The organism is Variovorax paradoxus NBRC 15149, assembly GCF_001591365.1.
Taxonomy (GTDB): domain Bacteria; phylum Pseudomonadota; class Gammaproteobacteria; order Burkholderiales; family Burkholderiaceae_C; genus Variovorax; species Variovorax paradoxus.
This window is the reverse complement of sequence record NZ_BCUT01000005.1, coordinates 661,262-685,928: the sequence shown is the minus strand read 5'-3', so window position 1 is coordinate 685,928 and position 24,667 is coordinate 661,262. Positions and strand designations below refer to the sequence as shown.

Here is a 24,667-nt window from a genome sequence, read left to right as displayed (position 1 = left end):
CTCAAACGCCCTTGTTGTTCGGGTTCCTGTAGGCCTCGCGCACCGCGTCGGACATCGGGAAGTTGAGGTTCACGTTGCGCGGCGGAATGGGCGACATGAACCACTTCGCGTAGAGCTTGTCGATGGCGCCGGACTTCATCATCTCGGTCACCGCCTGGTCGACGATCGTCTTGAACTCGGGGTCGTCCTTGCGCATCATGATGCCGTAGGGTTCTTGGCGCAGCACGTCCTTCAGCAGCTTGTAGTCGGCGGCATTGGGCTGGTTGGCGATGAGGCCGGCCAGCTGCACGTCGTCCAGCACATAGGCCGCGGCGCGGTCGCTCGCAAGCAGCAGGAAGGCATCGGCCGTGTCCTTGCCCGCGATTTCCTGCACCTCGATGTTCTCGGTCTTGCGGAAGCCGCGCAGCAGCTGCATCGAGGTGCTGCCCGCCACGGTGGCCACGGTCTTGCCCTGCAGGTCGGCGATCGAGTTGATGCCCGAGTTCTTCTTCACCGCGGCCGTGATGTTGGTGACGAAATGGCTCGGCGCAAAGTCGACCTGCTGCTGGCGCTGCACGGTGTTGGTGGTGGTCGCGCAGTCGAGGTCGACCGTGCCGTTCTGCACCAGCGGAATGCGGTTGGTCGAATTGAGAAGCGTGTAGCGCACCTCGATCTTCGAAAGGCCGAGCTTGGCCTTGATGGCATCGACCACCTTCAGGCAGATCTCGTTGGTGAAGCCGATGGGCGCGCTCTCGGCGCCGGTCTTGTAGGAGAACGGGATCTGCGTGTCGCGGCTGCCGATCTGCACCGTGCCCGTTTCCTTGATCTTGCGCAGCGTGGGGCTCTCCTGCGCGGCCGCGGCACCGCAGAGCAGCGCAATGCCGGCGCCGAAAGCGAGGGACAGTTTGAAGTTCATGGAATGTTCCTTTGAAGATGAGGCCGGAAGTACGCGGGACTGCACGGGGCGAATCTTCGGCTCCGCCTCAAATTTCCAAAAGCGATTTTTTGTGATGGAATAAGATGAATAAAAGCATTCAATTCAAGGCGCGTGCACCGTCATGACCTTCAAGCAGCTCGAGGCCCTGTACTGGATCGCCAAGCTCGGCGGCTTCGCGCAGGCGGCCAACCAGCTGCATACCTCGCAGTCCGCCGTGTCCAAGCGGGTGCATGAACTCGAGCTGCTGTTCGACACCGAACTGTTCGACCGCAGCCAGCGCACCGCGCGGCTCACCGAAAAGGGCGAGGAGATGTTCGTGCTCGCGTCCCGGCTGCTCGAGCAGCGCGATGCCGCGGTCGAGCAGTTCAGCAAGCCCGGCGTGGTGCAGCGGCGGCTGCGCATCGGCGTGACCGAGCTCACGGCCATGACCTGGCTGCCCCGGCTGGTCGGCGTGATCCAGCGACACTACCCCAAGGTCGTCCTCGAGCCCGACGTGGACGACAGCCTGCAGCTGCGCGACAAGCTGCTGGCCGACGAGCTCGACCTGGTGATCGTGCCCGACACCTTTGCCGATTCGCGCATGCAGAGCAAGGCCATCGGCAAGGTGCAGAGCGCCTGGATGTGCAAGCCCGGCGTGGTGGCCGCCACCGGCACCGTGCGGCTGCACGAGCTCGCGCGCCACCGCATGCTGGTGCAGGGCAAGAACTCGGGCACGGGGCGCGCCTACGACGCCTGGATGAAGGACCAGGGCGTGCAGCCCGCCGACACCATCGTGGTGAGCAACCTGGTGGCGCTGACCGGGCTCACGGTGTCGGGCCTCGGCGTGAGCTATCTTCCGCGCCGCTGCCTGGACCCGCTGGTTTCGGCCGGCATGCTCGCGGTGATCGACGTGCAGCCCGCGCTGCCGGTGGTGCGCTACGTGGCCATGCACAAGGGCGAGCACCGCAGCGCGCTGACCTCCTCCATCGTGATGCTGGCGCAGGAATGCTGCGATTTCACGCGCATGTTCCAGGCGCAGCAGGACGAAGAGCCTGCAGAATGAGCGGCATGAAAACCCGCAAGCAGACCTCGTCCACGCCCTTCATCCGTGTCGGCCCCAGCGGCGTGCACGGGCTCGGCGCCTTCGCGACGCGCGACCTGCCCGCCCAGGCCTTCCTCGGCCTCTACGAAGGCCGGCGCTACACGCAGCAGGAGATCGCCGCCAGGACGTGGAACGACCAGCTCACCTACCTGTTCACGCTCTCCAACCAGGAAACGATCGACGGCGCCAAGGGCGGCAACGGCACGCGCCACCTGAACCACGCCTGCGACCCCAACTGCGAAGCGGTCGAGGAGTACGACGAGGCGGGCGAGTTGATGCTCAAGTTCCAGACCCTGGTTGCCGTGGATGCCGGCGACGAGCTGTTCATCGACTACTCGCTGACCGCGGACGACGGCTCGACCGCCGACAAATACCCCTGCCACTGCGGCTCGCCCCACTGCCGCGGAACGATGCTGTCCCCGGCCGAGGCCGACTGACCGCCCACCGGCTCCGCTCGCCCTCGAAAGGCGCCATGGCCACGGGCCAGGGCGCCTTTTTTCGTTGGCGCTGCCGGCCGCCATCTCAGGGAATCTACGGATATATGATTTGCCGGATGGGCTTGATTGCACACGGTTTTTGTATACAAATAACGCACCCGATCACCGGTGCGGAATCTGCGCTGGAAACGGTCCTCCATCCACCCATTCGCACGAGGAAAGACCATGAGCACAGTCGTCAGCCAGGCTCCCGCGGGGGCAAGCGAAGCCGGCCATGCGCCGCATGCCGAATCCAATGCGCTGATCAAGCCCGGCTACCACCCGCGGCTGACCAACGAAGACCTGGCCCCGCTGCGCAAGCAGACCTGGGGCCAATACAACATCTTTGCGTTCTGGATGTCCGACGTGCACAGCGTGGGCGGCTACATCACGGCCGGCAGCCTGTTTGCGCTGGGCCTGTCGAGCTGGCAGGTGCTGGTGTCGCTGCTGGTGGGCATCGTGATCGTGCAGTTCTTCTGCAACCTGGTGGCCAAGCCGAGCCAGGTGACGGGCGTGCCCTATCCCGTGGTGTGCCGCGCGCCCTTCGGCGTGCTGGGCGCCAACATCCCGGCCATCATCCGCGGGCTGATCGCGGTGGCCTGGTACGGCGTGCAGACCTACCTGGCCTCGGCCGCCTTCATGGTGCTGGCGCTGCACTTGTTCCCGAACCTCGCGCCGTATGCCGACGTGGCGCAGCACGGCTTCGTGGGGCTCTCGGCGCTGGGCTGGGTGGCGTTCATGGTCATGTGGGTGCTGCAGGCCTTCGTGTTCTGGCACGGCATGGAAGCGATCCGCAAGTTCATCGACTGGGCCGGCCCGGCCGTGTACGTGGTGATGGCCGTGCTTTGCGGCTGGCTGGTGTGGAAGGCCGGCTGGAGCAAGATCGACCTGAACCTGGGCGGCATCAAGTTCCAGGGCTGGGACGCGCTGCCGGTGATGCTCTCGGCCATTGCGCTGGTGGTGAGCTACTTCAGCGGCCCGATGCTCAACTTCGGCGACTTCTCGCGCTACGGCAAGAGCTTCGACGCGGTGAAGAAGGGCAACTTCTGGGGCCTGCCGATCAACTTCGTGTTCTTCTCGCTGCTGACGGTGATCACCACCGCGGCCACGCTGCCGGTGTTCGGCGAACTCATCACCGATCCGGTGCATACCGTGGGCAAGATCGACAGCACCACCGCCGTGGTGCTGGGCGCGCTGACCTTCATGATCGCGACCATCGGCATCAACATCGTCGCCAACTTCGTCTCGCCGGCCTTCGACTTTTCGAACGTGGCGCCGCAGCACATCAGCTGGCGCACGGGCGGCATGATCGCGGCGGTGGGCTCGGTGTTCCTCACGCCGTGGAACCTCTACAACAGCCCCGAGGTCATCCACTACACGCTCGACGTGCTGGGCTCCTTCATCGGCCCGCTGTTCGGCATCCTGATTGCCGACTACTACATCGTGCGCAAGCAGCGCATCGACGTGGACGCGCTCTACACCATGAGCCCCAAGGGCGAATACTGGTACAGCGGCGGCTACAACCCGAAGGCGATCCAGGCGCTGGTCCCCTCCGCGCTGGTGCCGATCCTCTGCGTGATGGTGCCGGTGCTGCGCGGTGGCGCGAACTATGCATGGTTCATCGGCATGGCACTGGGCTTCGTCATCTACGCCCTGCTGAACCGCAGCAACAAGACTTGAAACACTGAAAGAGAAAGAAAGGGCCGCGCCGTGCGCATCAAGATCATCAATCCCAACACCACCTGGAGCATGACCGAGAAGATCGGCGCCTGCGCCCGCGCGGTGGCGAGCGCCGGCACGCAGATCGTCGCGGTCAGCCCGGCCATGGGGCCGGCCTCCATCGAAAGCCACTACGACGAGGCGCTGGCCGTGCCCGGCCTGCTGCAGGAAATTGCGGCCGGCGAGCGCGAAGGCTTCGACGGCTACGTGATCGCCTGCTTCGGCGATCCGGGCCTGAAGGCGGCGCGCGAACTGGCGCGCGGCCCGGTGGTGGGCATCGCCGAAGCCGCGATGCACCTGGCCAGCATGGTGGGCAGCCGCTTCAGCGTGGTGACCACGCTCGGCCGCACGATGGGCCAGGCCTGGCACCTGGCCGAGGTCTACGGCATGGAGCGCTTCTGCGCCCAGGTGCGCGCCTGCGAGCTGCCGGTGCTCGAGCTCGAGGAGCCCGGTTCCCAGGCGCGCGAGCGCATCGTCGACGAATGCCGCCGCGCGCTCGCGGAAGACGGCTCCGACTGCATCGTCCTCGGCTGCGCCGGCATGACCGACCTGTGCGAGCACATCGGCGGCCTGCTCGGCGTGCCGGTGATCGACGGCGTGGCCGCGGCCACCAGGCTGGTCGAATCGCTGGTCGCGCTGAAGCTCTCGACCAGCAAGCGCGGCGAGCTGGCCCACCCGCTGCCCAAGGCCATGAAGGGCGCGCTCGAGAGCTTCACCTTGCGCGGCTGACGGCGCCCGACGCGCGCGGCCGCTATCCGCTGAGCCACAATCTGCGCATGCCCCGCGCCAGCACCAAATCCATCGCATCCCCTGCCACCGCCGCTGTGGCCGAGAACGGCCCAGCCGCCACCGACAAGGGCAGCTCCATCGAAAGCATCGCGCAGGACATCGCCACCGCCATCGTCGAGAAGCGCCTGCCGCCCGGCACCTGGCTGCGCGAGGAGGCGCTGGGCCGCGTCTATTCGGTGAGCCGCACCAAGATCCGCGCGGCCTTGCTGATGCTCTCGAAGGACAAGCTCATCGAGATGATTCCCGACAAGGGCGCGTTCGTCTGCCAGCCCACGGTGCAGGAGGCACGCGAGGTGTTCGCGGTGCGCCGCATCCTCGAAAGCGAGGTGGTGCGCCTGTTCATCGCCAATGCACGGCCGCGCGACTACCAGGTGCTGGAGCAGCACATCAAGTTCGAGCGCACGGCGCTGCGCCAGACCACCACCACGGGCACGGTGCGCGAGAAGGTGCTGGGCGATTTCCACGTGGCGCTGGCCGAGGCCACGGGCAACAAGACGCTGGCCGAGCTGGTGCGCGAACTGGTCGCGCGCAGCTCGCTGATCGCGATGCTCTACCACTCGTCGAACGACCCGCATTGCTCGTCGGACGAGCACTCGGACTTCCTTCGCATCTGCCGCAAGGGCGACGTGGAAGGCGCCGTGCTCTGCATGATCGACCACCTGGAGCGCATCGAGGCCAGCCTGGAACTCGGCACCGAGAAGCCCGACCGCCAGCTCGACCTGGTGAAGGCGCTGCTCGCCTAGAGGGAGCCTGGGGACGATTCAGCGCCCGGCTTTCGGAGCGCGCTTCGTTGGCGCGCGCGCAGGAGTGCCGGCCGGTGCGGCAGCGGCCGTTCCGAGGTCTTCCGCACCTGCGATCAGTCCGCGCAGGAACACCATGATCAGCCGCCCCGAGGGATCCGGGCGCGTGCTGATCCTCTGCAGCGCCAGCCCATGCGACAGGGCCATGAAGGCGGCGGCCAGTTCGTCCGGTGCGGCAGGAGGCGTGCGCCCGAGCTTGCCGAACAATTGGCCGATCACGCCGCCGAGCTCGGACCGGTGCCTGTCCCACACCTTCCGGTATTCCGCAGCGAAGCTTCGGCTGCGGTTGGCATGCAGCTGGAGTTCGATGGAAAGCATGCACCAGTCGGCATCGTGATTGAGCGTGGAAGCCCACGCTTCCAACTCGGCCAGCATCTGCCCGGGCTCCTGCTGCTCGTTGCCCATCACGCTGAAGAGCTGCGTCGCCTCCGCCTCCATGTGCCGCCGCAGCAGCTCCAAGAGGACGTCTTCCTTGCTCGAGAAGTTCGAATAGAAGGCGCCTTGGGAGTAGCCCGCCTTGTCCGCGATGTCGCGGATCGACGCGCCGCCATAGCCGTTCGACACAAACAGCTGCTGCGCGGTTTCGACCAGGCGCTCGCGCGTCTGCGCGCGGCTTTCCTCGCGGGTCAGGCGCTTTCTTGCTGTCGTCGGGCTCATGCCTCAAAAGATATCACATGAACTTTGGATATCGTCCATCCAAGTTTCAGAAATCACTTGATATTTGAAAATGCCGCGGCTACATTCAAAACTCGTTTGATTTTTGAAATTCGATTGATATGGAAAAACCCAAGGCCTTGAGGTCCGCGTTCGTCACCGGCGCGACCGGCCTTCTCGGCAACAACCTGGTGCGCGAACTGGTCGCGCGCGGCGTCTCGGTCAAGGCCCTGGTCCGCTCGAAGGCCAAGGGCCAGCAGCAGTTTGCGGGCGTGAAGGACGTCGAACTGGTGCTGGGCGACATGGCCGACGTGCCCGCCTTCGCCGGCGCGCTGCAAGGCTGCGACGTGGTGTTCCACACCGCCGCGTTCTTCCGGGACAACTTCAAGGGCGGCAGCCACTGGCAAGAGCTCAAGCGCATCAATGTGGACGGCACGCGGCAGCTCATCGAGCAGGCCTACGGTGCGGGCATCCGGCGCTTCGTCCAGACCTCGTCCATCGCGGTGCTCAACGGCGAGCCGGGCGTGCCCATGGACGAGACCTGCCTGCGCGAGCTGGCCGACGCCGGCGACGACTACTACCGCAGCAAGATCATGGCCGACCAGGTCGTGTCGGCCTTTCTGGGCACGCACCCGGACATGCATGCGAGCTTCGTCCTGCCCGGATGGATGTGGGGGCCGGCCGATATCGGCCCCACCTCGTCAGGGCAATTCGTCAATGACGTGGTGCTCGGAAAACTGCCCGGGCTGGTGCCCGGCAGTTTTTCCGTCGTCGACGCCCGCGATGTGGCCAGGGCGCAGATCTCGGCCGCGGAGCACGGGCAGCGCGGCGAACGCTACCTGGCGGCCGGCCGCCACATGACGATGCAGGAACTGGTGCCCCTGGTGGGAAAGATCGCAGGCATCAAGACGCCGACGCGCCACTTGCCCTTTCCGCTCCTGTACCTGCTGGCGGCAGTGCAGGAACTCTACGCGCGGGCCACCGGCAAGCCCATCCTGCTCAGCCTGGCCACCGTGCGGCTGATGCGCAAGGAGGCGGGGCGCAGCCATTTCAATCACACGAAGAGCGAGCAGAAGCTTCAGCTGAAGTTTCGCCCGATCGAGCAGACCGTTGCCGACACGCTCGCCTGGTATCGCGGCAATGGCTGGCTGCCCGGTGTGCCGGCCCGAACCGAATCCTGAACAAGAGAAAAAAAACCGTGACCCACAGATCGATCCTGAACCTCTCCGCGGCCTTCGCAGCCGTTCTTTGCATCGCGGCAGCGCCGCAGGAATCCGCGGCCCAGGGCCTCCCTGCCGCCAGGACCGCGGGCAGCATGGCCGAGTTCTGCAGCAAGGGGCAGGCGGAGTACCCGGGAGGCATCGCCCGCATGCACCCTTCGTTCAAATTCAACATCTGCTGGTGGCTCGAGGATGCCGGCATCGAAGCACGCAGCTTCGACGAAATCGCCGCGGCGCTGCCGGAACACGCCGGGCCGTCGCAGGCAGCCTGGCAAGCAACCTTCGACAAGCCGGCCCAGATGCATCTGGAACGGGCCCGCGCGCTCGAAGAGCGGGGCAACGGCACGGCTGCATCGGCCGAATACAAGAAGGCCGCTTTCTACCTTCGGATGAACCGGCTTCCCAAGCGCGTCCCCATGGCGGACCTGCAGGCGACCGAACGAGCCCATGCGCTCCTGGGAAAGCCGCTGCAGCGGATCGCGTTCAAGAGCGGCGCCAAGGAATTCATCGGCTACTTCCGGGCGCCGCCGGCACGGCCGGGCGGCAACGAGAAGCTGCCGGTGCTGGTCATTCTTGGCGGCCTCGACAACATGAAGACCGAGATGATCCGGCACAGCGACTACTTCATGGGCCGCGGCTTCGCCACCATCATTGTGGAGAACCCGGACACCGGGGAGAACCAGCTCGGCTTCCGTCCGGAGTCCCATGCGATGTTCGACACGGTGGCGGACTACATCAAGACCCGCGGCGACCTGGACGCGAGCCGCGTGGCCGTGTACGGCTGGAGCATGGGAGGCTACCTGGGAACGCTGGGGGGCCTCGGCAACGACTTCTACAAGGCGATCGTCAATGTGGGCGGCCCCAGCGATTCGAGCTTTGGGCAGGCGCATTGCAAGGTGGCTCCTGCATGGATCGTCGCGCCCTACACGATGTTTGCGAACATGAATCCGCAGACCACGCCGCGCGAAGCGATGTGCGACTACTACGAAGCATTCCAGCTCTCGCGCCAGCTGAAGAAGCCGACCACGGTGCAGCTGCGCAAGCCCATTCTCATGGTGAACGGCGCGCGCGAAGACCTCGTCTCCCGGGACGAGCCCGCATCCCTTGCGGCGCTGGGCTTCAACGTGACGCAGCTGGTGTTCGGGGAGGACGGCCACACGGCGGAGTCGAACATGGGCGAGCACTTCGAGTTCACCGCGAACTGGCTCATGCGAAGGCTCAAGATGGAAAACTGATCCGGGTTTTCCTGCATCCGGATTGCTGCATAAATTGTATACAGTTTGGCGTACACAACGAGTGGACGCCGCGGGCACCGCGCCGTCCACGCCCCTTTCCCCTTGCCGCTGCAGGAGAAACGCAATGACGGCCGACACCCTTTCCACAGTCCATCCGGTGGACCAGCGGCTGCCTTCGGGCAAGCTCGCGGCCCTCGGTCTCCAGCATGTGCTGGTGATGTACGCGGGGGCCGTTGCGGTGCCGCTGATCGTCGGCCGCGCGCTCAAGCTCTCGCCCGACGAGGTGGCGCTCCTGATCTCGGCCGACCTGTTCTGCTGCGGCATCGCCACGCTGATCCAGGCGCTGGGCGCGACGCAGTGGTTCGGCATCAGGCTGCCGGTGATGATGGGCGTGACCTTCGCATCGGTCGCGCCGATGGTGGCCATTGCCAACGCCAACCCGGGCCAGAACGGCGCGCAGCTGCTGTTCGGCGCGATCATCGGCGCGGGCGTGGTGTCGATATTGATCGCGCCGCTGGTGAGCCGCATGCTGCGCTTCTTTCCGCCGGTGGTCACGGGCACCATCATCGCGGTGATCGGCATCAGCCTGATGCGCGTGGGCATCAACTGGATCTTCGGCAACCCGGTGGGGCCGACGGCGCCCGCGCTGGTGGACCCGGTGTATGCGAAGTGGCTCGCGGAGGTGACCTCGCCGGGCAGCTCGATCCCGGCAGTGCCCAAGGGCTTTGCGATCATGCCGACGGTTCCCAACCCCAAGTACGCGGATCTCTCGGGCTTTGGCGTGGCCGCGCTGGTGCTGGTGTCGATCCTGCTGATCGTCAAGTACGCCAAGGGCTTCGTCGCCAACATCTCGGTGCTGCTGGGCATCGTGATTGGCGCGGTGGTGGCCTCGATCACCGGCCTCATGACCTATGAAAAGGTGGGCAAGGCCGCGTGGGTCGACATCGTGCTGCCCTTTCACTTCGGCATGCCGCAGTTCGACCCGGTGCTGATCCTCACGATGACGCTGATCATGATCGTGGTGATGATCGAGTCGACCGGCATGTTCCTTGCGCTCGGCGAGATGACCGACCGGAAGATCACGCAGAAGGACCTGGCCAAGGGCCTGCGCACCGACGGCCTGGGCACGCTGATCGGCGGCATCTTCAACACCTTTCCGTACACCAGCTTCTCGCAGAACGTGGGCCTGGTGGCCGTCACGGGCATCAAGAGCCGGTACGTCTGCGTGGCCGGCGGCGTGATCCTGATCGTGCTGGGGCTGCTGCCCAAGATGGCGGCGCTGGTCGAGTCGCTGCCCACGGTGGTGCTGGGCGGCGCGGGCCTGGTGATGTTCGGCATGGTGGCGGCCACGGGCATCCGCATTCTCTCGGGCGTGGACTTCAAGACCAACCGCCACAACGCGATGATCGTGGCGGTGTCGATCGGCGTCGGCATGATTCCGCTCATTGCGCCCAACTTCAAGCAGTGGATGCCGCATGCGATCCACTCGCTGATCGAGTCGGGCATCCTGCTGGCGTCGATCAGCGCGGTGCTGCTGAACCTGTTCCTCAATGGCGCGAAGCACGACGAAGACGCCGTGATCGCGGCAGCCAAGCAAGCCGAAGCCCACTAGAGCCTGCTCAGATCATTGCGAGCGGCGCCTTGCGGCGCGGCGGCGGATGCAGGCGGTCGAGTTCGGCGAGGGTGGCCGCATCGAGCTTCAGGTCGGCGGCGGCGAGGTTCTCTTGCAGGTGCGCGCTGCGCACGGCCTTCGGGATCGCGGCGACGCCGGGCCGCGCGAGCACCACGGTCAGTGCGAGCTGCGCGGCGCTCATGCCGAGCTGCGCGGCCAACGCTTGCAGTGCGTCGTCCGAAGCCAGCGCGCCCTGGTCGATCGGGCTGTAGGCCATCAGCGGCATGCCGCGTTCGCGCAGCCAGGGCAGCAGGCTGAACTCCGGGCCGCGCTCGGCCAGCGACAGGTACACCTGGTTGGCCGCGCAGCCAGGACCCGACCCAATGAGCGGCACCAGTTCCTGCATGTCGTCGATGTCGAAGTTGCTCACGCCCCAGCGCGCGATGCGGCCCTTGGCCACCAGCGCCTGCATCGCATCGACCGTTTCGCGCAGCGGGTGGCTGCCGCGCCAGTGCAGCAGGTAGAGGTCGATCGTGTCGAGGCCGAGCCGCTTCAGGCTGCGCTCGCAGGCCTCGGGCGTGCCGCGCCGGCTCGCGTTGTGCGGATAGACCTTGCTGACGATGAAGAGCGCCTCGCGCCGCACGTCGCCCGCGCGCAGGGCCTCTGCCAGGGCCTGTCCGAGCACGGTTTCCGCGCCGCCCTCGCCATACATCTCGGCGGTGTCGATCAGCCGGTAGCCCATGGCGATGGCTTCGCGCACCGCGGCAACCTCGGCCGCACGGCGGCCTGCGGCTTCGCCCATGCGCCAGGTGCCGAGGCCGAGCACCGGCATCTCGCCGCCGGCCGGGAGTGAAAGGGTTCGCATGGGCGCGATGGTACGGCGGCCCCGGCGGCCGATCCGGGGATCAGGGCAAAATCCCCGCTCGCCGCCCGGTCGGCCCTCCCCTGCCATGCCTCCCCTGCCTTCCCTCCCACCCGACACGCCCACGGCTCGCCCGCACCGCGGCCGCTGGCGCGCGCTGCTCGCGTGGACGGCCGCCGTGGCCGTGGCGCTGCTGCTGATCGGCGCGGCGGGCCAGTGGGCCGCGGCCCGCGAGGCGAGCTTCCAGGCAGACTCGATCCGCCGCGCGATGGAAGTCCACGTGCTGGGCCTGCGCGATGCCGCCGGCAAGTACGGCTACCTGCCGCGCACCGCGGGCATGCACCCGGACGTCTTCGAGGTGCTGGCCCATCCGCGCGACCCGGCGGCGCAGCAGCGCGCCAACCGCTACATCGAAGAGGTGAACCGCCATGCGGGCTCCGATGCGCTCTACCTGATCGACTTGCAGGGCCTCACGCTGGCGGCAAGCAACTGGGCCACGCCGCAGAGCTTCGTCGGCGAGTCCTATGCCAACCGGCCCTACTTCATCGACGCGCGCGCGGGCCGCAGCGGCCTCTTCTACGGCGTGGGCCAGACCACCGGCGAACCGGGGCTCTTCATGTCCGCGCCGGTGCGCTCCGAGGCCGGCGCCGTGCTGGGCGTGCTGACGGTCAAGATCAGCCTGCGCCAGCTCCAGGAGGCCTGGACCTTCGCGCGCGAGCCGATCCTCTTGGCCGATGCGCGCGGCATCGTGTTCCTGAGCTCGGTGCCGGCCTGGATGTACCAGGCCAAGCGGCCGCTCGCCGCCGCCGACCTGGACCGCCTGAAGCGCGAGCAGCAGTACGGCGACCGCACCGGCTTCCCGCCGCTGCCATGGACGGTGGCGCGCGAGAAAGGGCATCCGGGCTACCTCGTGCGCACCGACATCGCCGGCAAGGCGCGCCGCTTCCTCGCGCTGGACGAGCCGCTGCCCGACCTGGGCTGGACGCTGACCGTGATGGCCGACCATTCGGAGGTCACCCGCGCGCGCGAACGCACCTGGATGCTGGGCCTGCTGTGCGCCGGCGTGCTGCTGCTGGGCGGGCTCTACTGGCAGCTGCGCGAGCGCCGCTTCGCCGAACAGCGCGACGCGCGGCGCGACCTGGAGCTGCGCGTGCGCGAGCGCACGCACGCGCTGGACGAGGCCCACGCCTTCCGCAAGGCGATGGAAGACTCGCTGCTGGTGGGCATGCGCGCACGCGACCTCGAAGGCCGCATCATCTACGTCAATCCCGCCTTCTGCGAGATGACCGGCTACGGCGCCGACGAACTGCTCGGCCGGCTGCCGCCCTACCCCTACTGGCACCCCGACGACGTGACGCAGCACTGGCTGCACTACCAGGCGATGATGAGCGGGCAGCCCGCGCGCTCGGGCTTCGAGTCGCGGCTGCGGCACCGCGACGGGCACGAGGTGATCACCATGGTCTACACCGCGCCGCTCATCGATGCCGATGGCCGCCACAGCGGCTGGATGAGTTCGGTGGTCGACATCACCGAGCAGAAGCGCGCCGAGCTGCGCCAGCGCCAGAACGACGAGCAGCTGCAGCATGCGCAGCGCCTGGCCAGCCTGGGCGAGATGGCCTCCACGCTGGCGCACGAGCTGAACCAGCCGCTGATGGCGCTGAGCAATTTCGCGAGCGCGGCCAAGGCCTTCGCGGAACAGGGCAACCAGGCGCTGCTGGCCAGCAGCCTCGACGAGACCATGGCGCAGGCCCGGCGCAGCGCCGAGATCGTGCGGCGCATCCGCGGCTTCGTGCGCCAGCGCACCATCGGCAGCGAGGATTGCGCGGTGGCGTCGCTGGTCAGCAACGCGCTGGCGCTGCTGCAGGGCGAGATGCGGATGCGCCAGGCGCGCGCCGAGGTGCGCCTGCGGCCAGACCTGCCCGAGGTGCGCGGCGACCGCGTGCTGCTGGAGCAGGTGCTGCTGAACCTGCTGTCCAACAGCCTGCACGCCATGCAGGCCGCGCCGCCCGAGCAGCGGCTGGTGGAAATCGACGCCGAGGTGAGCGAAGGCCGCATGCACATCCACGTGGCCGACCGCGGGCCGGGCATCGACGCGGCGCTGGCCGAGCAGGTGTTCGCGCCCTTCTTCACCACCAAGACCGGCGGACTGGGCCTGGGCCTGAACATCTGCCGCACCATCGTGGAGGCCCACCGCGGCCGGCTGTCCTTTGCCAACCGGGCCGGCGGTGGCACAGTTTTCACCCTCGAACTGGAAATCTCGGCACCGTGACCGCCCTTGCCAACCACCTGTGCATCGTCGACGACGACGAGGCCGTGCGCCGCTCGCTGGGCCTCCTGCTGCTGTCGCGCGGCCATGCGGTGCAGGCCTTTGCCTCGGGCGAGGCCTTCCTGGCCGGCGCCGACCTGCAGCGCCCGGGCTGCGTCGTGCTGGACCTGCGCATGGAGGGCATGAGCGGGCTGCAGGTGTTCGATGCGCTGCGCGCGCAGGACAGTCCGCTGGTGGTGATCTTCCTGTCCGGCCACGGCGACATTCCGATGGCGGTCGAGGCGGTGCAGAACGGCGCCTTCGGCTGGCTCGAGAAGCCCTGCAGCGACGAGCGCCTGCTCGAGAGCATTGCCAAGGCACTGCAGAAGGCCGAAGAGATCGCCCTGCGCCGGCAGGCCCGGCAGGCGGCCGAGGCCCTGTGGGCCAAGCTCACGCCGCGCGAGATGCAGGTGGCCCGGCTGGTCGCCCAGGGCCTGCCCAACAAGCGCATTGCGCTGGAGCTCGCGCCGCTGGAGCAGCGCACGGTGGAAACGCACCGCGCCCACGTGTTCGCCAAGCTCGGCCTGTCGAACAGCCACGAGCTCGACCGCTTCCTGCGCGAGCACGGCCTGTAACGCTTTCTAGGTATTTACCCTTGCGTACAGGTACGTAGCGGCGCGGCGGGCGGCTACGGACGACAGCCTGGCCCCGGCCGGACAGACTCGCCGGCACGGCTTTCCGCGGCTCCGCGGGGGCCCACAGCCAGAGACAAGGACCCCCGAATGACCGCTATTGCCAGCGCCAGCGCCACCGCCGGTGCCTCCAGCCCGGACGCGACCAGCGCCCACGCGCCCAACACCACGCCCTACACCTTCGAGGAAAAGCGCAAGCGCATCTTCGCCATCTTTGCCGCCTCGTCCGGCAACCTGGTGGAGTGGTTCGACTTCTACGTCTACGCCTTCTGCGCGATCTACTTCGCGCCCTCGTTCTTTCCCAAGTCGGACCCCACGGTCCAGCTGCTGAACACGGCGGGCGTGTTTGCCGCCGGCTTCCTGATGCGCCCGATCGGCGGCTGGCTGTTCGGCCGGCTGGCCGACCGCAAGGGCCGCAAGACCTCGATGGTGACCTCGGTCGTCATGATGTGCGTGGGCTCGCTGGTCATCGCCTGCCTGCCCACCTATGCGCAGATCGGCGCCTGGGCGCCCGCGCTGCTTTTGGCCGCGCGCCTCTTGCAGGGCCTGTCGGTCGGCGGCGAGTACGGCACCACCGCCACCTACATGAGCGAGGTGGCCATGCGCGGCCAGCGCGGCTTCTTCTCGTCGTTCCAGTACGTCACGCTCATCGGCGGCCAGCTCTTGGCGGTGGTGGTCGTGGTGGTGCTGCAGCAGCTGCTCGACGATGCCGAACTCAAGGCCTGGGGCTGGCGCATTCCCTTTGTGCTGGGCGCCGTGGCGGCCATCGTGGCGCTGATGCTGCGCCGCACGCTGACCGAGACCGCCAGCACCCAGACCCGCGCCGCCAAGGGCGCCGGCAGCGTCGCCGAGCTGTTCAAACACCACAAGCGCGCCTTCTTCGTGGTGCTGGGCTACACGGCCGGCGGCTCGCTGATCTTCTACACCTTCACCACCTACATGCAGAAGTACCTGGTGAACTCGGCCGGCATGTCCATCAAGACCGCCAGCAACGTGATGACCGCCTGCCTGTTCATCTACATGTGCATGCAGCCGCTGTTCGGCGCGCTGTCGGACCGCATCGGCCGGCGCAGCAACATGCTGCTGTTCGGCGCGCTCGGCGCACTGATGACGGTGCCCGTCTTGAGCAACCTGCAGAGCGTGGGCAGCCCGCTGATGGCCGGCGTGCTGATCACGCTGGCGCTCGCGGTGGTGAGCTTCTACACCTCGATCAGCGGCATCGTGAAGGCCGAGATGTTCCCGCCCGAAGTGCGCGCGCTGGGCGTGGGCCTGTCGTATGCGGTGGGCAACGCCATCTTCGGCGGCAGCGCCGAATACGTGGCGCTGGGCCTGAAGTCGATCGGCCACGAGTCGTACTTCTACTGGTACGTGACCGCGATGATGGGCGTGGCCTTCCTGGTGAGCCTGCTGCTGCCGAAGCAGGCGAGCTACCTGCACCACGACAAGTAGCCGGGCAAGCGGCGCCCGCCTCAGAAAAGGATCACCCACTCCCCGCGCAGGTAGCGGTACTGGTAGCTGGGCCCCGAGAAGGTGGTGCTGCGGCTGTAGCCGGCGCCAAAGCGAAAGACCTGCGATCCCCTCACGGGGCTTTGCAGGTTCACGTCCAAAAGCCGCGTCGGCTGCCGGAACTCGTGGTTGATCGTCTCGGTGCCGAGCCCGGCCGTGACCGCGAGGGTCCAGCCCGAAAAGCGCTGCCGCCAGCCGACCGCCAGCATCGCCTCGCTGTAGTTCTTCGGATTGAAATAGGCCCGGTCCACGTCCTCGTGGCTGCTGCGGTAGGTCCGATAGCGCGCCTGCAGGGTCAGGCCCAGATCGAGCGACGGCTGGTAGATCAGCCGCAGGCGGCCGTGGTCGCGCCGGTTGCCGTCGGAAAAATACTGCTGCGCCGCGAGACCGACCAGGGTCACGTGGCTTCCAAGCCCCTGGTCGACGGCCACGCCGACAAAGGAAAAATCGATGCCGCGGTCCAGCGACTTCGGCGTTTCGACCCAGTCGCGCGTCACGAGGAATTCCACCGCCGTGCTCTTGGTGGGCGACAGGCGGTAGCTGCCGTCGAGCGTGAGCAGCGTGTGCCCGCCCTGCTCGAACGCGCCGACCTCGATTGCGCCACCGTCCGTGGTTTTCGTTTCGACCGAACGGGCCAGGAACGAGATCTTCTTGCCGGCCCTTTGCCAGTTGCCCTGCTTGTATTGGTAGTCACCGAGCCGGAACCCCAGGTAGCGGTCGGCATTTTCAAACGCGGGAAAGAACTCCACCGACACCCGGCGCGACTGGAAATTGTCGCTGTCGCCGGTGATGAAGAATTCCGGGCCAAAGGCCATGCCGGTCGGTTTTTCGTTTGCCTTTTCTTCCTCCGCCCTGCAGGGAGCGGCCAGCACCAGGCACCCCAGGGAAGCGGCGGCAAGACACCTCGGCAGCCCCTTCATTTGGTTCCCCAGGCCTTGGGCTTCCTGAACAGTTCATCGAGGTAGCCGAGCACGCTGGCAGGCTGCAGGATCAGGCTGTACAGCAGCACGTAGACGAAGAAGCCCTGGACGTTCTTTCGCACCACGAGGCCTGTCTTCCTGAACATCCGGCGTTCGATCCGGAACATGAGCAGGCTCAATGCGAAGGTGGCCGGGATCAACGCGAGGGTCATGATCCCGACGATCCAGTAGTGGCCGAAGAACGCGAGGATGATTCCGGGAATGAAGCCGATGGTGCATGCCAGGTCCAGCCACGGAAACAGCAGGTTCCAATAGATGAAGAAGGTCGACAGGCGCGGCTTGACCAGGATCCCCGGGTGCTTGATGAAGGCTTCCGCCATGCCCCGCGCCCATCGCTGGCGCTGCTTGACCAATTGCTTGACGGTGGTGGGCACATTGGTGAACAGGCACGCGTCCTCGCAGTGGCCCACCCGGTAGCCGGCTTTCAGCAGGGCCCAGGTGAGCACGATGTCCTCGCCCACGCATTCGGGCCATCCGCCAACCTCGACCAGCGCGGCCCGGTCGTAGATCGAAAACGCACCCTGCGCAACCAGGGTGCCCTGGAACAGCGACTGCACGCGCTTGATGGCGGCAATGCCATGGAAGTAGTCCCATTCCTGGCAGCGGGTGATCCAGTTCAGCCGCGAGTTGCGGACCAGGATCTTTCCTGCGACGGCCCGCGTATGGGGCGGGTCGGCGCGATAGCGCTCGACGATGCTGGTCAAAGCGCCACGGTAGAGGAAGGAGTCGGCATCGACGGTGATGACCAGGTCGTGCGCCACCTCCTTGAACCCGATGTTCAGCGCGCGCGCCTTGCCGCCATTCTTTTCCAGGTCCAGGAAGGTCAGCCACGGATACCGTTCCCGGGCACGCTGCACGACAAGCGAGGTGCCGTCCGCGGACCCGTCGTTGATCACGATCACCTGCAGTTCGCCCGGGTAGTTCTGCCGATCGATGCTGACCAGCGTCTCGTCGATGGAGGCTTCCTCGTTGTAGGCGGCAATCAGGATGGAGATCGGGGGATAGACGGCCAACGCGGGATGCGCCGGCCTCCTGTCCAGCAGCAGGCTGATGGCCAGGAACGCATTCATGAAGCCCGGAACAACGGCAATGCCATACACCAGGAAAATGGCCAGGGCCATCCCCACCCGATCCGTCAGGTCGGCCAGCCAGGGGCCCGCGGCCCATATCGAGAACCACATCCAGGCGCTGGCGCCAATCAACGCAATGACAAACTTGCCCGACACGGGCAGGTAAATCATTGGCTGCAGCGCCTTCTGGCCTTCTTCGTTCATGTCGCTCTCGAGTGTTCCATCGAATGTAACTCTCGACAAACGACGCGAACAGTCTGGTTACATTCTTGGAGACTGTTAACAACACTGGGAGACGCTGCGCCCCGGCCCCTTCACCCCAGGAGCCCGGGAATACCCTCTGCCTCCCTCGAAGTCTTCTTGCCTACATTGCTTGTATGCAAGAAAAGCGATCCTTGCATGCAAACACCGCCAAGACATACAAGGAGACTTCCATGCCTCGCTTCGCCAAATCGCTCTTCGGCCAGGTCGTCATTGCCCTGGTGCTCGGCATGCTCGCCGGCCTCTTCTTGCCGGAGTTCGCCGTCAAGCTCAAGCCACTCGGCGACGGCTTCATCAAGCTGATCAAGATGATCATCCCGGTGCTGGTGTTCTGCGTGGTGGTGCACGGCATCGCGGGCGCGGGCGACCTCAAGCGCGTGGGGCGGGTCGGCGTGAAGGCGCTGATCTACTTCGAGGTGCTCACCACCGTTGCGCTGGCCCTGGGGCTGGTGCTGGCCTTCGTGTTCCAGCCCGGCGTGGGCATGAACGTGGACCCGGGCAAGCTCGACGCCACGGCCATGAGCGCCTATGCCTCGAACGCCGACAAGCTCACCAGCGGCGGCACGGTCGAGTTCCTGATGAAGCTGATCCCCACCACGGTCGTCGCCGCCTTTGCCACCGGCGACGTGCTGCAGGTGCTGCTGTTCGCGGTGCTGTTCGGCTGCGCGCTGTCGCTCTTGGGCGAGCGTGGCAAGCCGGTGGCCGCGGTGGTGGATGCGCTTTCGCTGGTGCTGTTCAAGATCATGGGCATCCTCATCAAGCTGGCGCCGCTCGGCGTGCTGGGCGCCATTGCGTTCACGGTGGGCAAGTACGGCATCGGTTCGCTCAAGCAGCTGGGCATGCTGGTGGCCCTCTTCTACGGCGCGGTGCTGGTCTTCGTGTTCGTGGTGCTCGGGCTGGTCATGCGCATGTCGGGCTTCAGCCTCTGGAAGCTGCTGCGCTACCTGCGCGAGGAGCTGGCCATCGTGTTTGCCACCACCTCGTCGGACAGCGTGCTGCCGCAGATCATGGCCAAGCTGCGCCGCATGGGCATCCGCGACTCGACGGTGGGCCTGGTGATTCCCACGGGCTATTCGTTCAACCTGGACGCCTTCTCGATCTACATCACGCTCGCGGCGGTGTTCATCGCGCAGGCCACCAACACGCCGATCTCGATGGCGGACCTGCTGACCATCCTGGCGATTGCGCTGGTCACCTCCAAGGGCGCGCACGGCGTGCCGGGCTCGGCCATCGTGGTGCTGGCCGCCACGCTGCACGCGATTCCCGCCATTCCGGCCATCGGGCTGGTGCTGGTGCTCTCGGTCGACTGGTTCATGGGCATCGCGCGCGCGCTGGGCAACCTGATCGGCAACTGCGTGGCCACGGTGGCCATCGCGGCCTGGGAAGGCGACATCGACCGCGAGCGCGCCCATGCGGTGCTCGACGGCTCCTATTCGCCGGACGACGAGCCGCTGGCCGAGCCCGAGGTGCCGGCCGTCCCCGTGGGCGCAGGCGCCGCCAGCCGCTGAAAACGCGCGATGGCCACTGACGTCAACCCCACCTCCATCGCCGAGCGCGTGGTCGAGGCCATCCTGGCGCAAAAGCTCGCGCCGGGCGAGCGGCTCGGCGAGCAGGCGCTGGCCGAGAACTTCGCGGTGAGCCGGACCATGGTGCGCGAGGCGCTCATGCAGCTGCAGGCGCGCGGCTTCGTCGAGGTGCAGTCGCGCCGCGGCTGGTACGTGGTGGAGCCCTCGGCCGAGGAAGCGCGCGACGCCTTCTCGGCGCGGCGCATCGTCGAGGCGGGCATCCTGGCCGAAAGCGAAGGCCGGCCGCTGCAGCAGGCCATCCGCAAGCTGCGCGACCACATTGCCGACGAGCAGCGCGCCATCGAGGGCGCCGACGCCGCCACGCGCGCCTTCCTGCTGGCCGACTTCCATGTCTGCCTGGCCGAGCAGATGGGCCACCAGTTGCTGGTCGACGTGCTGCGCGACCTCACGGCCCGCACCACGCTGGCCGCCACGCTCTACCAGTCCAGGCACGAGGCCGGGCAGTCCTGCGCGGAGCACGGTGCCATCGTGGCCGCGCTGGAGGCCGGCGACACGGCCCGGGCGCGCCAGCTGATGATCGAGCACATCGGCAACGTCGAGCGCTCGCTCGAGGTCGAAACCACGGCCGGGCCCGACGCGCCCGCCCGGCTGCGCGCCACGCTGGCGCCGGTGGCGCTGCCGCGCGCCAGGCGCTGACCTCCGGGCGCCCGGTGCGCCACCGCACAAGGGCGTGCCGACCGACACGGCGGTGCATTCAGGCTCGGCTACAGTCCGAATCACCTATGAATTCACCCCAACTCCAGCGCGGCGTGTTCCTCGCCCTGCTCGCCGCCGTCACGGTCGCCTTCCTCTGGGTGCTGATGCCGTTCTTCGGCGCGGTGCTGTGGGGCGTGGCCCTGGCCATCCTGTTCACGCCGCTCTACAAGCGGCTGCTCAAGGCCATGCCCGGCAAGCCCAATGCCGCGGCGCTGTCGACGCTGGCCATCTGCCTGTTCATCGTGATTCTCCCGCTGGCCATGGTGGGCGTGTCGCTGGTGCAGGAGATCGTGCAGGTCACGCAGAGCATCCGCTCGGGGCAGATCAATTTCGCGGCCTACTTCCAGCAGATCCTCAACGCCGTGCCGCAATGGCTGCTGAACCTGTTCGACCGCTTCAACCTCGGCGACATGGAAGCCTGGCAGGCCCGCATCTCCGCGGGCGCGGCGCAGGGCAGCCAGCTCATCGCGGGCCAGGCGCTGACCATCGGCCAGAACACCTTCGACTTCGTCATCAGCTTCTTCGTGATGCTGTACCTGCTGTATTTCCTGGTGCGCGACGGCTCGGCGCTTTCGAAGTCGATGCGCGAGGCCGTGCCGCTCGCCAGGCCGCACACGCATTACCTGCTCAACAAGTTCACCACCGTGATCCGCGCCACCGTCAAGGGCAACGTGGCGGTGGCCATTGCGCAGGGCGCGATCGGCGGGCTGGCCTTCTGGCTGCTGGGCGTGCAGGGCGCGCTGCTGTGGGCCGTGCTGATGGCCTTTCTCTCGCTGCTGCCCGCGGTGGGCGCGGCGCTCATCTGGGGGCCGGTGGCCATCTATTTCCTCGCCACCGGCCATTTCTGGCAGGGCGGCATCCTGATCTTCGTGGGCGTGTTCGTGATCGGCCTGGTCGACAACATCCTGCGCCCGGTGCTGGTGGGCAAGGACACGCAGATGCCCGACTACATCGTGCTGATGTCGACCATCGGCGGGATGGCGATCTTCGGCATCAACGGCTTCGTGATCGGTCCGGTGATCGCGGCGCTGTTCATGGCGGCGTGGAGCCTGTTCGTGGAATCGGGCCAGCTGGAGACCAGCCCCGGCGAGGACAAGAAGGGCAGCTGAAGCCCGGCTCGCGGCCAGCGGGCTGAGGCGGCCGAAGCGGGCGCGCCCTGCGCCGGCCGGGTGCATTTCGCGCGGGCGTTTCCGCATTTCGTCGCATCGCGCTGGGCGGCGCGCGGCGCTTGCGGGATCGTCGGGGCCTCCAACTTCCGACGAGGCCTCTGTCCCATGAACTTTCTACAGCCCCCAGCGAGCCTGCGCGCCCTTTGCGCCGCCGCGCTGCTCTCCCCGCTGGCCGCGCTCGCGGCCGACCTGAACGTGAACGTGGCCGACGGCCCGGCCGGCGAAGCCACGCTGTACCTGGCGCTGTACAACGACGCCGCGAGCTACGCCGACAGCAAGGCCGTGGCCTCGCAGACCGCGCCCATGCAGGGCGGCAAGGCCCGGCTCGTTTTCACAGGGCTGGCGCCGGGCCGGTACGCGCTGCGGGCGTTCGCCGACGAGAACGGCAACGGCAAGCTCGACACCAACCTCATGGGCATGCCGACCGAGCGCTACGGCTTCTCGAACGACGCGAAGGGCAACCGCGCCGCCCCCGCCTTCGAGGCCGCGGCGATCAGCATCGATGCCGACCAGCAGACCGTCATCCACCTGCGCTGAGGAGCAAACCGCCATGGAACGACGCGAGCTCCTGCGCCTGCTGGCCTCCGCCGGCGCCCTGCATCTCTTGCCACCGCTGGCCCGCGCGGCCGGCGCGGCCGACGACTGGCAGGCCCGGTTCGAAGCCGCCGGTGCGCCCTGGAAGACCGGCTTCGCCACGCCCCCGGACGACCTGCCCCTGACCCGCGCCACGGTGCGCGGGCGCTTCCCCGATGCCGTGGCCGGCACGCTTTTCCGCATCGGCCCGGCCGGCCACGACCTGGGCGGCGAGCGCTACCACCACTGGTTCGACGGCGACGGCATGGTGCACCGCTTCGTGATCGACGGGGCCGACGTGCGGCACCAGGGCCGCTATGTCGCCACGCCCAAGCGCGTGGCCGAGGTGCGGGCCGGCCGCCGCCTGTTCGAGGCCTTCGGCACCATGCCGCCGGGCGTCGAGCCGCCGACCTCGGCCGACAGCATCAACGTGGCCAACACCAGCGTGCTGCCGATGCAGGGCGAGGTGCTGGCGCTCTGGGAAGGCGGCTCGGCCACGCGCGTCGATGCGCGCACGCTGGACACGCTGGGCGTGAAGACCTGGCGGCCCGACCTCGCGGGCATGCCGTTCTCGGCCCATCCCAAGGTCGATCCGGACGGCACGGTGTGGAACTTTGGCGTGAGCTCCGGCCAGGGCCTGCTGGCGCTGTACGAGATTGCGCCCGAAGGCACGCTGCGGCGCGCAGCCGTGGTGCCGGTGGCCGACATGCCGATGGTCCATGACTTCGCCGTGACCGAACGGCACCTGGTGTTCCTGATGCCGCCGCTGGTCTACGACGGCAAGCGCAAGGAGGCAGGTGCGAGCTTTCTCGACGCCCACGTCTGGCGGCCGGAACTCGGCATGCGCGCCCTGGTGGTCGACAAGCAGAACTGGAAGCGGCGCCAGATGCTCGCGCTGCCGGCCGGCTTCCTGTTCCACGTCGGCAATGCCTGGGAAGAAGACACGCCGCGTGGCACCCTCGTCCACATCGACTACGTGCGTTCGGACAACGCCGACTCGGTGTTCACGACCAACCGCGAAGTGATGCGCGCGCGCCGCGTGAAGAGCACCCACCCGCGGCTGACCGTCGCCACGCTGAACCTCGGCACCGGCCGGGCCACGCAGCAGGCGCTGGCGCAAGAAGCCGAGTTTCCGCGCATCGACCCGCGGCGCGTCGGCCTGCGGCACCGCCAGGTGGTTCATGCCACCCAGACGCGCCTCGATGTGCCGGGCTTCGGCGCCATCGCGCGGACCGATGTCGAAAGTGGCCGCAGCCAGCGCTTCAGCTACGGCGCGCAGACCATGGTGGAAGAGCATGTCTTCGTGCCGGACGGCACCGGGCCGGGCTGGGTGCTGGGCACGGTGCTCGATTTCGGCCGGCAGAAGACCGTGCTCTCGTGCTTTGCGGCCGACCACCTGGCGGCGGGACCGGTGGCGCAAGCCACCCTGCCCTATGCGCTGCCGCTGGGCCTGCACGGCGCCTTCGTGCCAGCCTGAAGAAGAGGCGCGCTCAGCCGCCCCACCAGCCCTCGGCAAAGCGCCCCTGCAGGAAGGCCACGAAGCCCGACACCTTGCCCGGCACCAGCTTGGGCGAGGGAAAGACGGCGTGGATCTCCTGCTCGGGCAGCTTGTGGTCACCCAGCACTTCGAGCACCTTGCCCGAGGCCAGCGATTCGCTCGCCACGTAGCGCGGCATGAGCGCAATGCCCAGGCCGTCGCGCGCCGCCGCCAGCACCGCGGAAAGGTTGTTGGACCGGAAGCGGCCCGAGACCGGCACTGTCACCGGATCGCCCTTGGGCGTGTGCATGCGCCAGAACTCGTCGCCCACCACGCTGCTGTAGATGAGCGCCACGTGCGCGCTCAGGTCCTGCGCGCGTTTGGGCGTGCCGTGCTTCTTCAGGTAGCCCGGCGCCGCGACCATGGCCCAGGGATTGGTGCCCAGGTAGCGCGCGCCCAGCGACGAATCGGCCAGCTTGCCCATGCGGATGGCCACGTCGATGCCCTGCGCGATGAGGTCGACATAGCGGTCCTCGAAACTCAGGTCGAGCTGCACCTGCGGATGCCGGCGCATGTATTCGAGCGCCAGCGGCACCACCACGCGGCGGCCGAAGGCCACCGAGGTGCCGATGCGCAGCAGCCCCTGCGCCTGGTTCTGGCGCAACTGCACGATGCTCTCGGCCTCCTCGGCCTCGCGCACGATGTTCTTGCACTTCTCGTAGTAGAGCGCGCCCGGCTCCGTGAGGCTCACGCCGCGCGTGTTGCGGTTGAGCAGCCGCACCTTCAGCCGCGCCTCGGTGGCCGCGACCTGCTTGGTCACGGTGGGCTGGGTGGTGTGGAATTCGAGCGCCGCCTTCGAGAAGCTGCCGGTCTCGACCACGCGCACGAACATTTCCATTGCCAACAATCTGTCCATGTCACTCCTTGGGCCCCCACGCTCATCACTGCGTGTATCGCTGCCCCCCGAGGGGGCGCGGTCGCCTTGGGGCGGCCCGGCGGCGACCTATGTTAATCACTTATTCCGCGTTGGAATAGGTTTTATGGTCCG

Annotated in this window: 22 protein-coding genes; 16 read left to right on the top strand and 6 right to left on the bottom strand. The window is 67.4% G+C overall.

From position 1 onward, the window contains the following. Window position 1: 1 nt before the first annotated feature. The gene (locus VPA02S_RS23650) at window positions 2-895 is read right to left on the bottom strand and encodes an amino acid ABC transporter substrate-binding protein (protein WP_062365870.1); all 894 of its coding nucleotides are present in this window, start codon (window positions 893-895) and stop codon (window positions 2-4) included. A 142-nt stretch (window positions 896-1,037) separates the two neighbouring features. Between VPA02S_RS23650 and VPA02S_RS23645 the strand changes: the two genes are divergently transcribed. The 5 genes from VPA02S_RS23645 (at window position 1,038) to VPA02S_RS23625 (ending at window position 5,724) form a co-directional block, all read left to right on the top strand. Further along, on the top strand, window positions 1,038-1,958 hold the full coding sequence (locus tag VPA02S_RS23645; RefSeq protein WP_062365868.1) for a LysR family transcriptional regulator: 921 nt from the start codon (window positions 1,038-1,040) through the stop codon (window positions 1,956-1,958). Next, a complete protein-coding gene (locus tag VPA02S_RS23640; RefSeq protein WP_015866710.1) occupies window positions 1,955-2,434 on the top strand; it encodes an SET domain-containing protein in 480 nt (159 codons plus the stop codon). The genes VPA02S_RS23645 and VPA02S_RS23640 overlap by 4 nt, the downstream gene beginning before the upstream one ends. 225 nt (window positions 2,435-2,659) lie before the next feature. Then, complete coding sequence (locus VPA02S_RS23635) at window positions 2,660-4,153, top strand: NCS1 family nucleobase:cation symporter-1 (protein WP_015866711.1); 1,494 nt, start codon at window positions 2,660-2,662, stop codon at window positions 4,151-4,153. A 30-nt stretch (window positions 4,154-4,183) separates the two neighbouring features. Continuing rightward, window positions 4,184-4,921: an aspartate/glutamate racemase family protein gene (locus VPA02S_RS23630; protein ID WP_062365866.1), complete on the top strand. Its 738-nt coding sequence runs from the start codon at window positions 4,184-4,186 to the stop codon at window positions 4,919-4,921. Between the two features lie 47 nt (window positions 4,922-4,968). Continuing rightward, window positions 4,969-5,724 carry a GntR family transcriptional regulator gene (locus VPA02S_RS23625; protein ID WP_062365864.1) on the top strand — a complete coding sequence of 252 codons (756 nt, stop codon included), beginning with the start codon at window positions 4,969-4,971 and terminating at the stop codon, window positions 5,722-5,724. A gap of 18 nt (window positions 5,725-5,742) precedes the next feature. Here the strand turns inward: VPA02S_RS23625 and VPA02S_RS23620 are convergent, their stop codons facing one another. Then, window positions 5,743-6,438 carry a TetR/AcrR family transcriptional regulator gene (locus VPA02S_RS23620; protein WP_062365863.1) on the bottom strand — a complete coding sequence of 232 codons (696 nt, stop codon included), beginning with the start codon at window positions 6,436-6,438 and terminating at the stop codon, window positions 5,743-5,745. A 119-nt stretch (window positions 6,439-6,557) separates the two neighbouring features. Here VPA02S_RS23620 and VPA02S_RS23615 point away from each other — a divergent pair, with 119 nt between their 5' ends. The 3 genes from VPA02S_RS23615 (at window position 6,558) to VPA02S_RS23605 (ending at window position 10,502) form a co-directional block, all read left to right on the top strand. Further along, window positions 6,558-7,616: an SDR family oxidoreductase gene (locus VPA02S_RS23615; protein ID WP_062365861.1), complete on the top strand. Its 1,059-nt coding sequence runs from the start codon at window positions 6,558-6,560 to the stop codon at window positions 7,614-7,616. A 17-nt stretch (window positions 7,617-7,633) separates the two neighbouring features. After that, entirely contained in the window at window positions 7,634-8,890 is a 1,257-nt protein-coding gene (locus tag VPA02S_RS23610; protein WP_062365859.1) for an alpha/beta hydrolase family protein, read from the top strand. 124 nt (window positions 8,891-9,014) lie between these two features. Then, complete coding sequence (locus tag VPA02S_RS23605; RefSeq protein ID WP_062365858.1) at window positions 9,015-10,502, top strand: nucleobase:cation symporter-2 family protein; 1,488 nt, start codon at window positions 9,015-9,017, stop codon at window positions 10,500-10,502. Between the two features lie 7 nt (window positions 10,503-10,509). On the opposite strand, the gene VPA02S_RS23600 is transcribed toward VPA02S_RS23605, so the two are convergent. Next, complete coding sequence (locus VPA02S_RS23600; RefSeq protein WP_062365856.1) at window positions 10,510-11,367, bottom strand: aldo/keto reductase; 858 nt, start codon at window positions 11,365-11,367, stop codon at window positions 10,510-10,512. Window positions 11,368-11,452: 85 nt separating this feature from the next. On the opposite strand from VPA02S_RS23600, the gene VPA02S_RS23595 reads away from it, so the two are divergent. From VPA02S_RS23595 to VPA02S_RS23585, 3 genes are all read left to right on the top strand, one after another. Beyond that, on the top strand, window positions 11,453-13,633 hold the full coding sequence (locus VPA02S_RS23595) for a sensor histidine kinase (RefSeq protein ID WP_062365855.1): 2,181 nt from the start codon (window positions 11,453-11,455) through the stop codon (window positions 13,631-13,633). Further along, window positions 13,630-14,244, top strand: a complete 615-nt coding sequence (locus tag VPA02S_RS23590; RefSeq protein ID WP_062365853.1) for a response regulator transcription factor — start codon at window positions 13,630-13,632, stop codon at window positions 14,242-14,244. The genes VPA02S_RS23595 and VPA02S_RS23590 overlap by 4 nt, the downstream gene beginning before the upstream one ends. A gap of 147 nt (window positions 14,245-14,391) precedes the next feature. Next, window positions 14,392-15,750, top strand: coding sequence for an MFS family transporter (locus VPA02S_RS23585; protein WP_062365852.1), 1,359 nt, complete (start codon window positions 14,392-14,394; stop codon window positions 15,748-15,750). Between the two features lie 20 nt (window positions 15,751-15,770). Here the strand turns inward: VPA02S_RS23585 and VPA02S_RS23580 are convergent, their stop codons facing one another. Together VPA02S_RS23580 and VPA02S_RS23575 are read right to left on the bottom strand one after the other, a co-directional pair. Next, window positions 15,771-16,622 (bottom strand): porin family protein, encoded by an 852-nt coding sequence (locus VPA02S_RS23580; protein WP_244883722.1) that lies wholly within the window; start codon window positions 16,620-16,622, stop codon window positions 15,771-15,773. A 101-nt stretch (window positions 16,623-16,723) separates the two neighbouring features. Next, window positions 16,724-18,061, bottom strand: coding sequence for a glycosyltransferase family 2 protein (locus VPA02S_RS23575; RefSeq protein ID WP_015866723.1), 1,338 nt, complete (start codon window positions 18,059-18,061; stop codon window positions 16,724-16,726). Between the two features lie 230 nt (window positions 18,062-18,291). On the opposite strand from VPA02S_RS23575, the gene VPA02S_RS23570 reads away from it, so the two are divergent. The 5 genes from VPA02S_RS23570 to VPA02S_RS23550 all read left to right on the top strand — a co-directional run bounded on the left by VPA02S_RS23570 (window position 18,292) and on the right by VPA02S_RS23550 (window position 23,619). Further along, a complete protein-coding gene (locus VPA02S_RS23570; protein ID WP_062366037.1) occupies window positions 18,292-19,626 on the top strand; it encodes a C4-dicarboxylate transporter DctA in 1,335 nt (444 codons plus the stop codon). 9 nt (window positions 19,627-19,635) lie between these two features. Then, window positions 19,636-20,340, top strand: a complete 705-nt coding sequence (locus VPA02S_RS23565; RefSeq protein ID WP_018905322.1) for a GntR family transcriptional regulator — start codon at window positions 19,636-19,638, stop codon at window positions 20,338-20,340. Window positions 20,341-20,426: 86 nt separating this feature from the next. Next, complete coding sequence (locus VPA02S_RS23560) at window positions 20,427-21,509, top strand: AI-2E family transporter (protein WP_062365849.1); 1,083 nt, start codon at window positions 20,427-20,429, stop codon at window positions 21,507-21,509. Between the two features lie 165 nt (window positions 21,510-21,674). Then, window positions 21,675-22,106, top strand: a complete 432-nt coding sequence (locus VPA02S_RS23555; protein ID WP_062365847.1) for a DUF2141 domain-containing protein — start codon at window positions 21,675-21,677, stop codon at window positions 22,104-22,106. Window positions 22,107-22,119: 13 nt separating this feature from the next. Continuing rightward, the gene (locus VPA02S_RS23550) at window positions 22,120-23,619 is read left to right on the top strand and encodes a carotenoid oxygenase family protein (RefSeq protein ID WP_062365845.1); all 1,500 of its coding nucleotides are present in this window, start codon (window positions 22,120-22,122) and stop codon (window positions 23,617-23,619) included. Between the two features lie 13 nt (window positions 23,620-23,632). On the opposite strand, the gene VPA02S_RS23545 is transcribed toward VPA02S_RS23550, so the two are convergent. Beyond that, window positions 23,633-24,535 (bottom strand): LysR family transcriptional regulator, encoded by a 903-nt coding sequence (locus VPA02S_RS23545; RefSeq protein ID WP_062365844.1) that lies wholly within the window; start codon window positions 24,533-24,535, stop codon window positions 23,633-23,635. Window positions 24,536-24,667 lie beyond the last annotated feature (132 nt).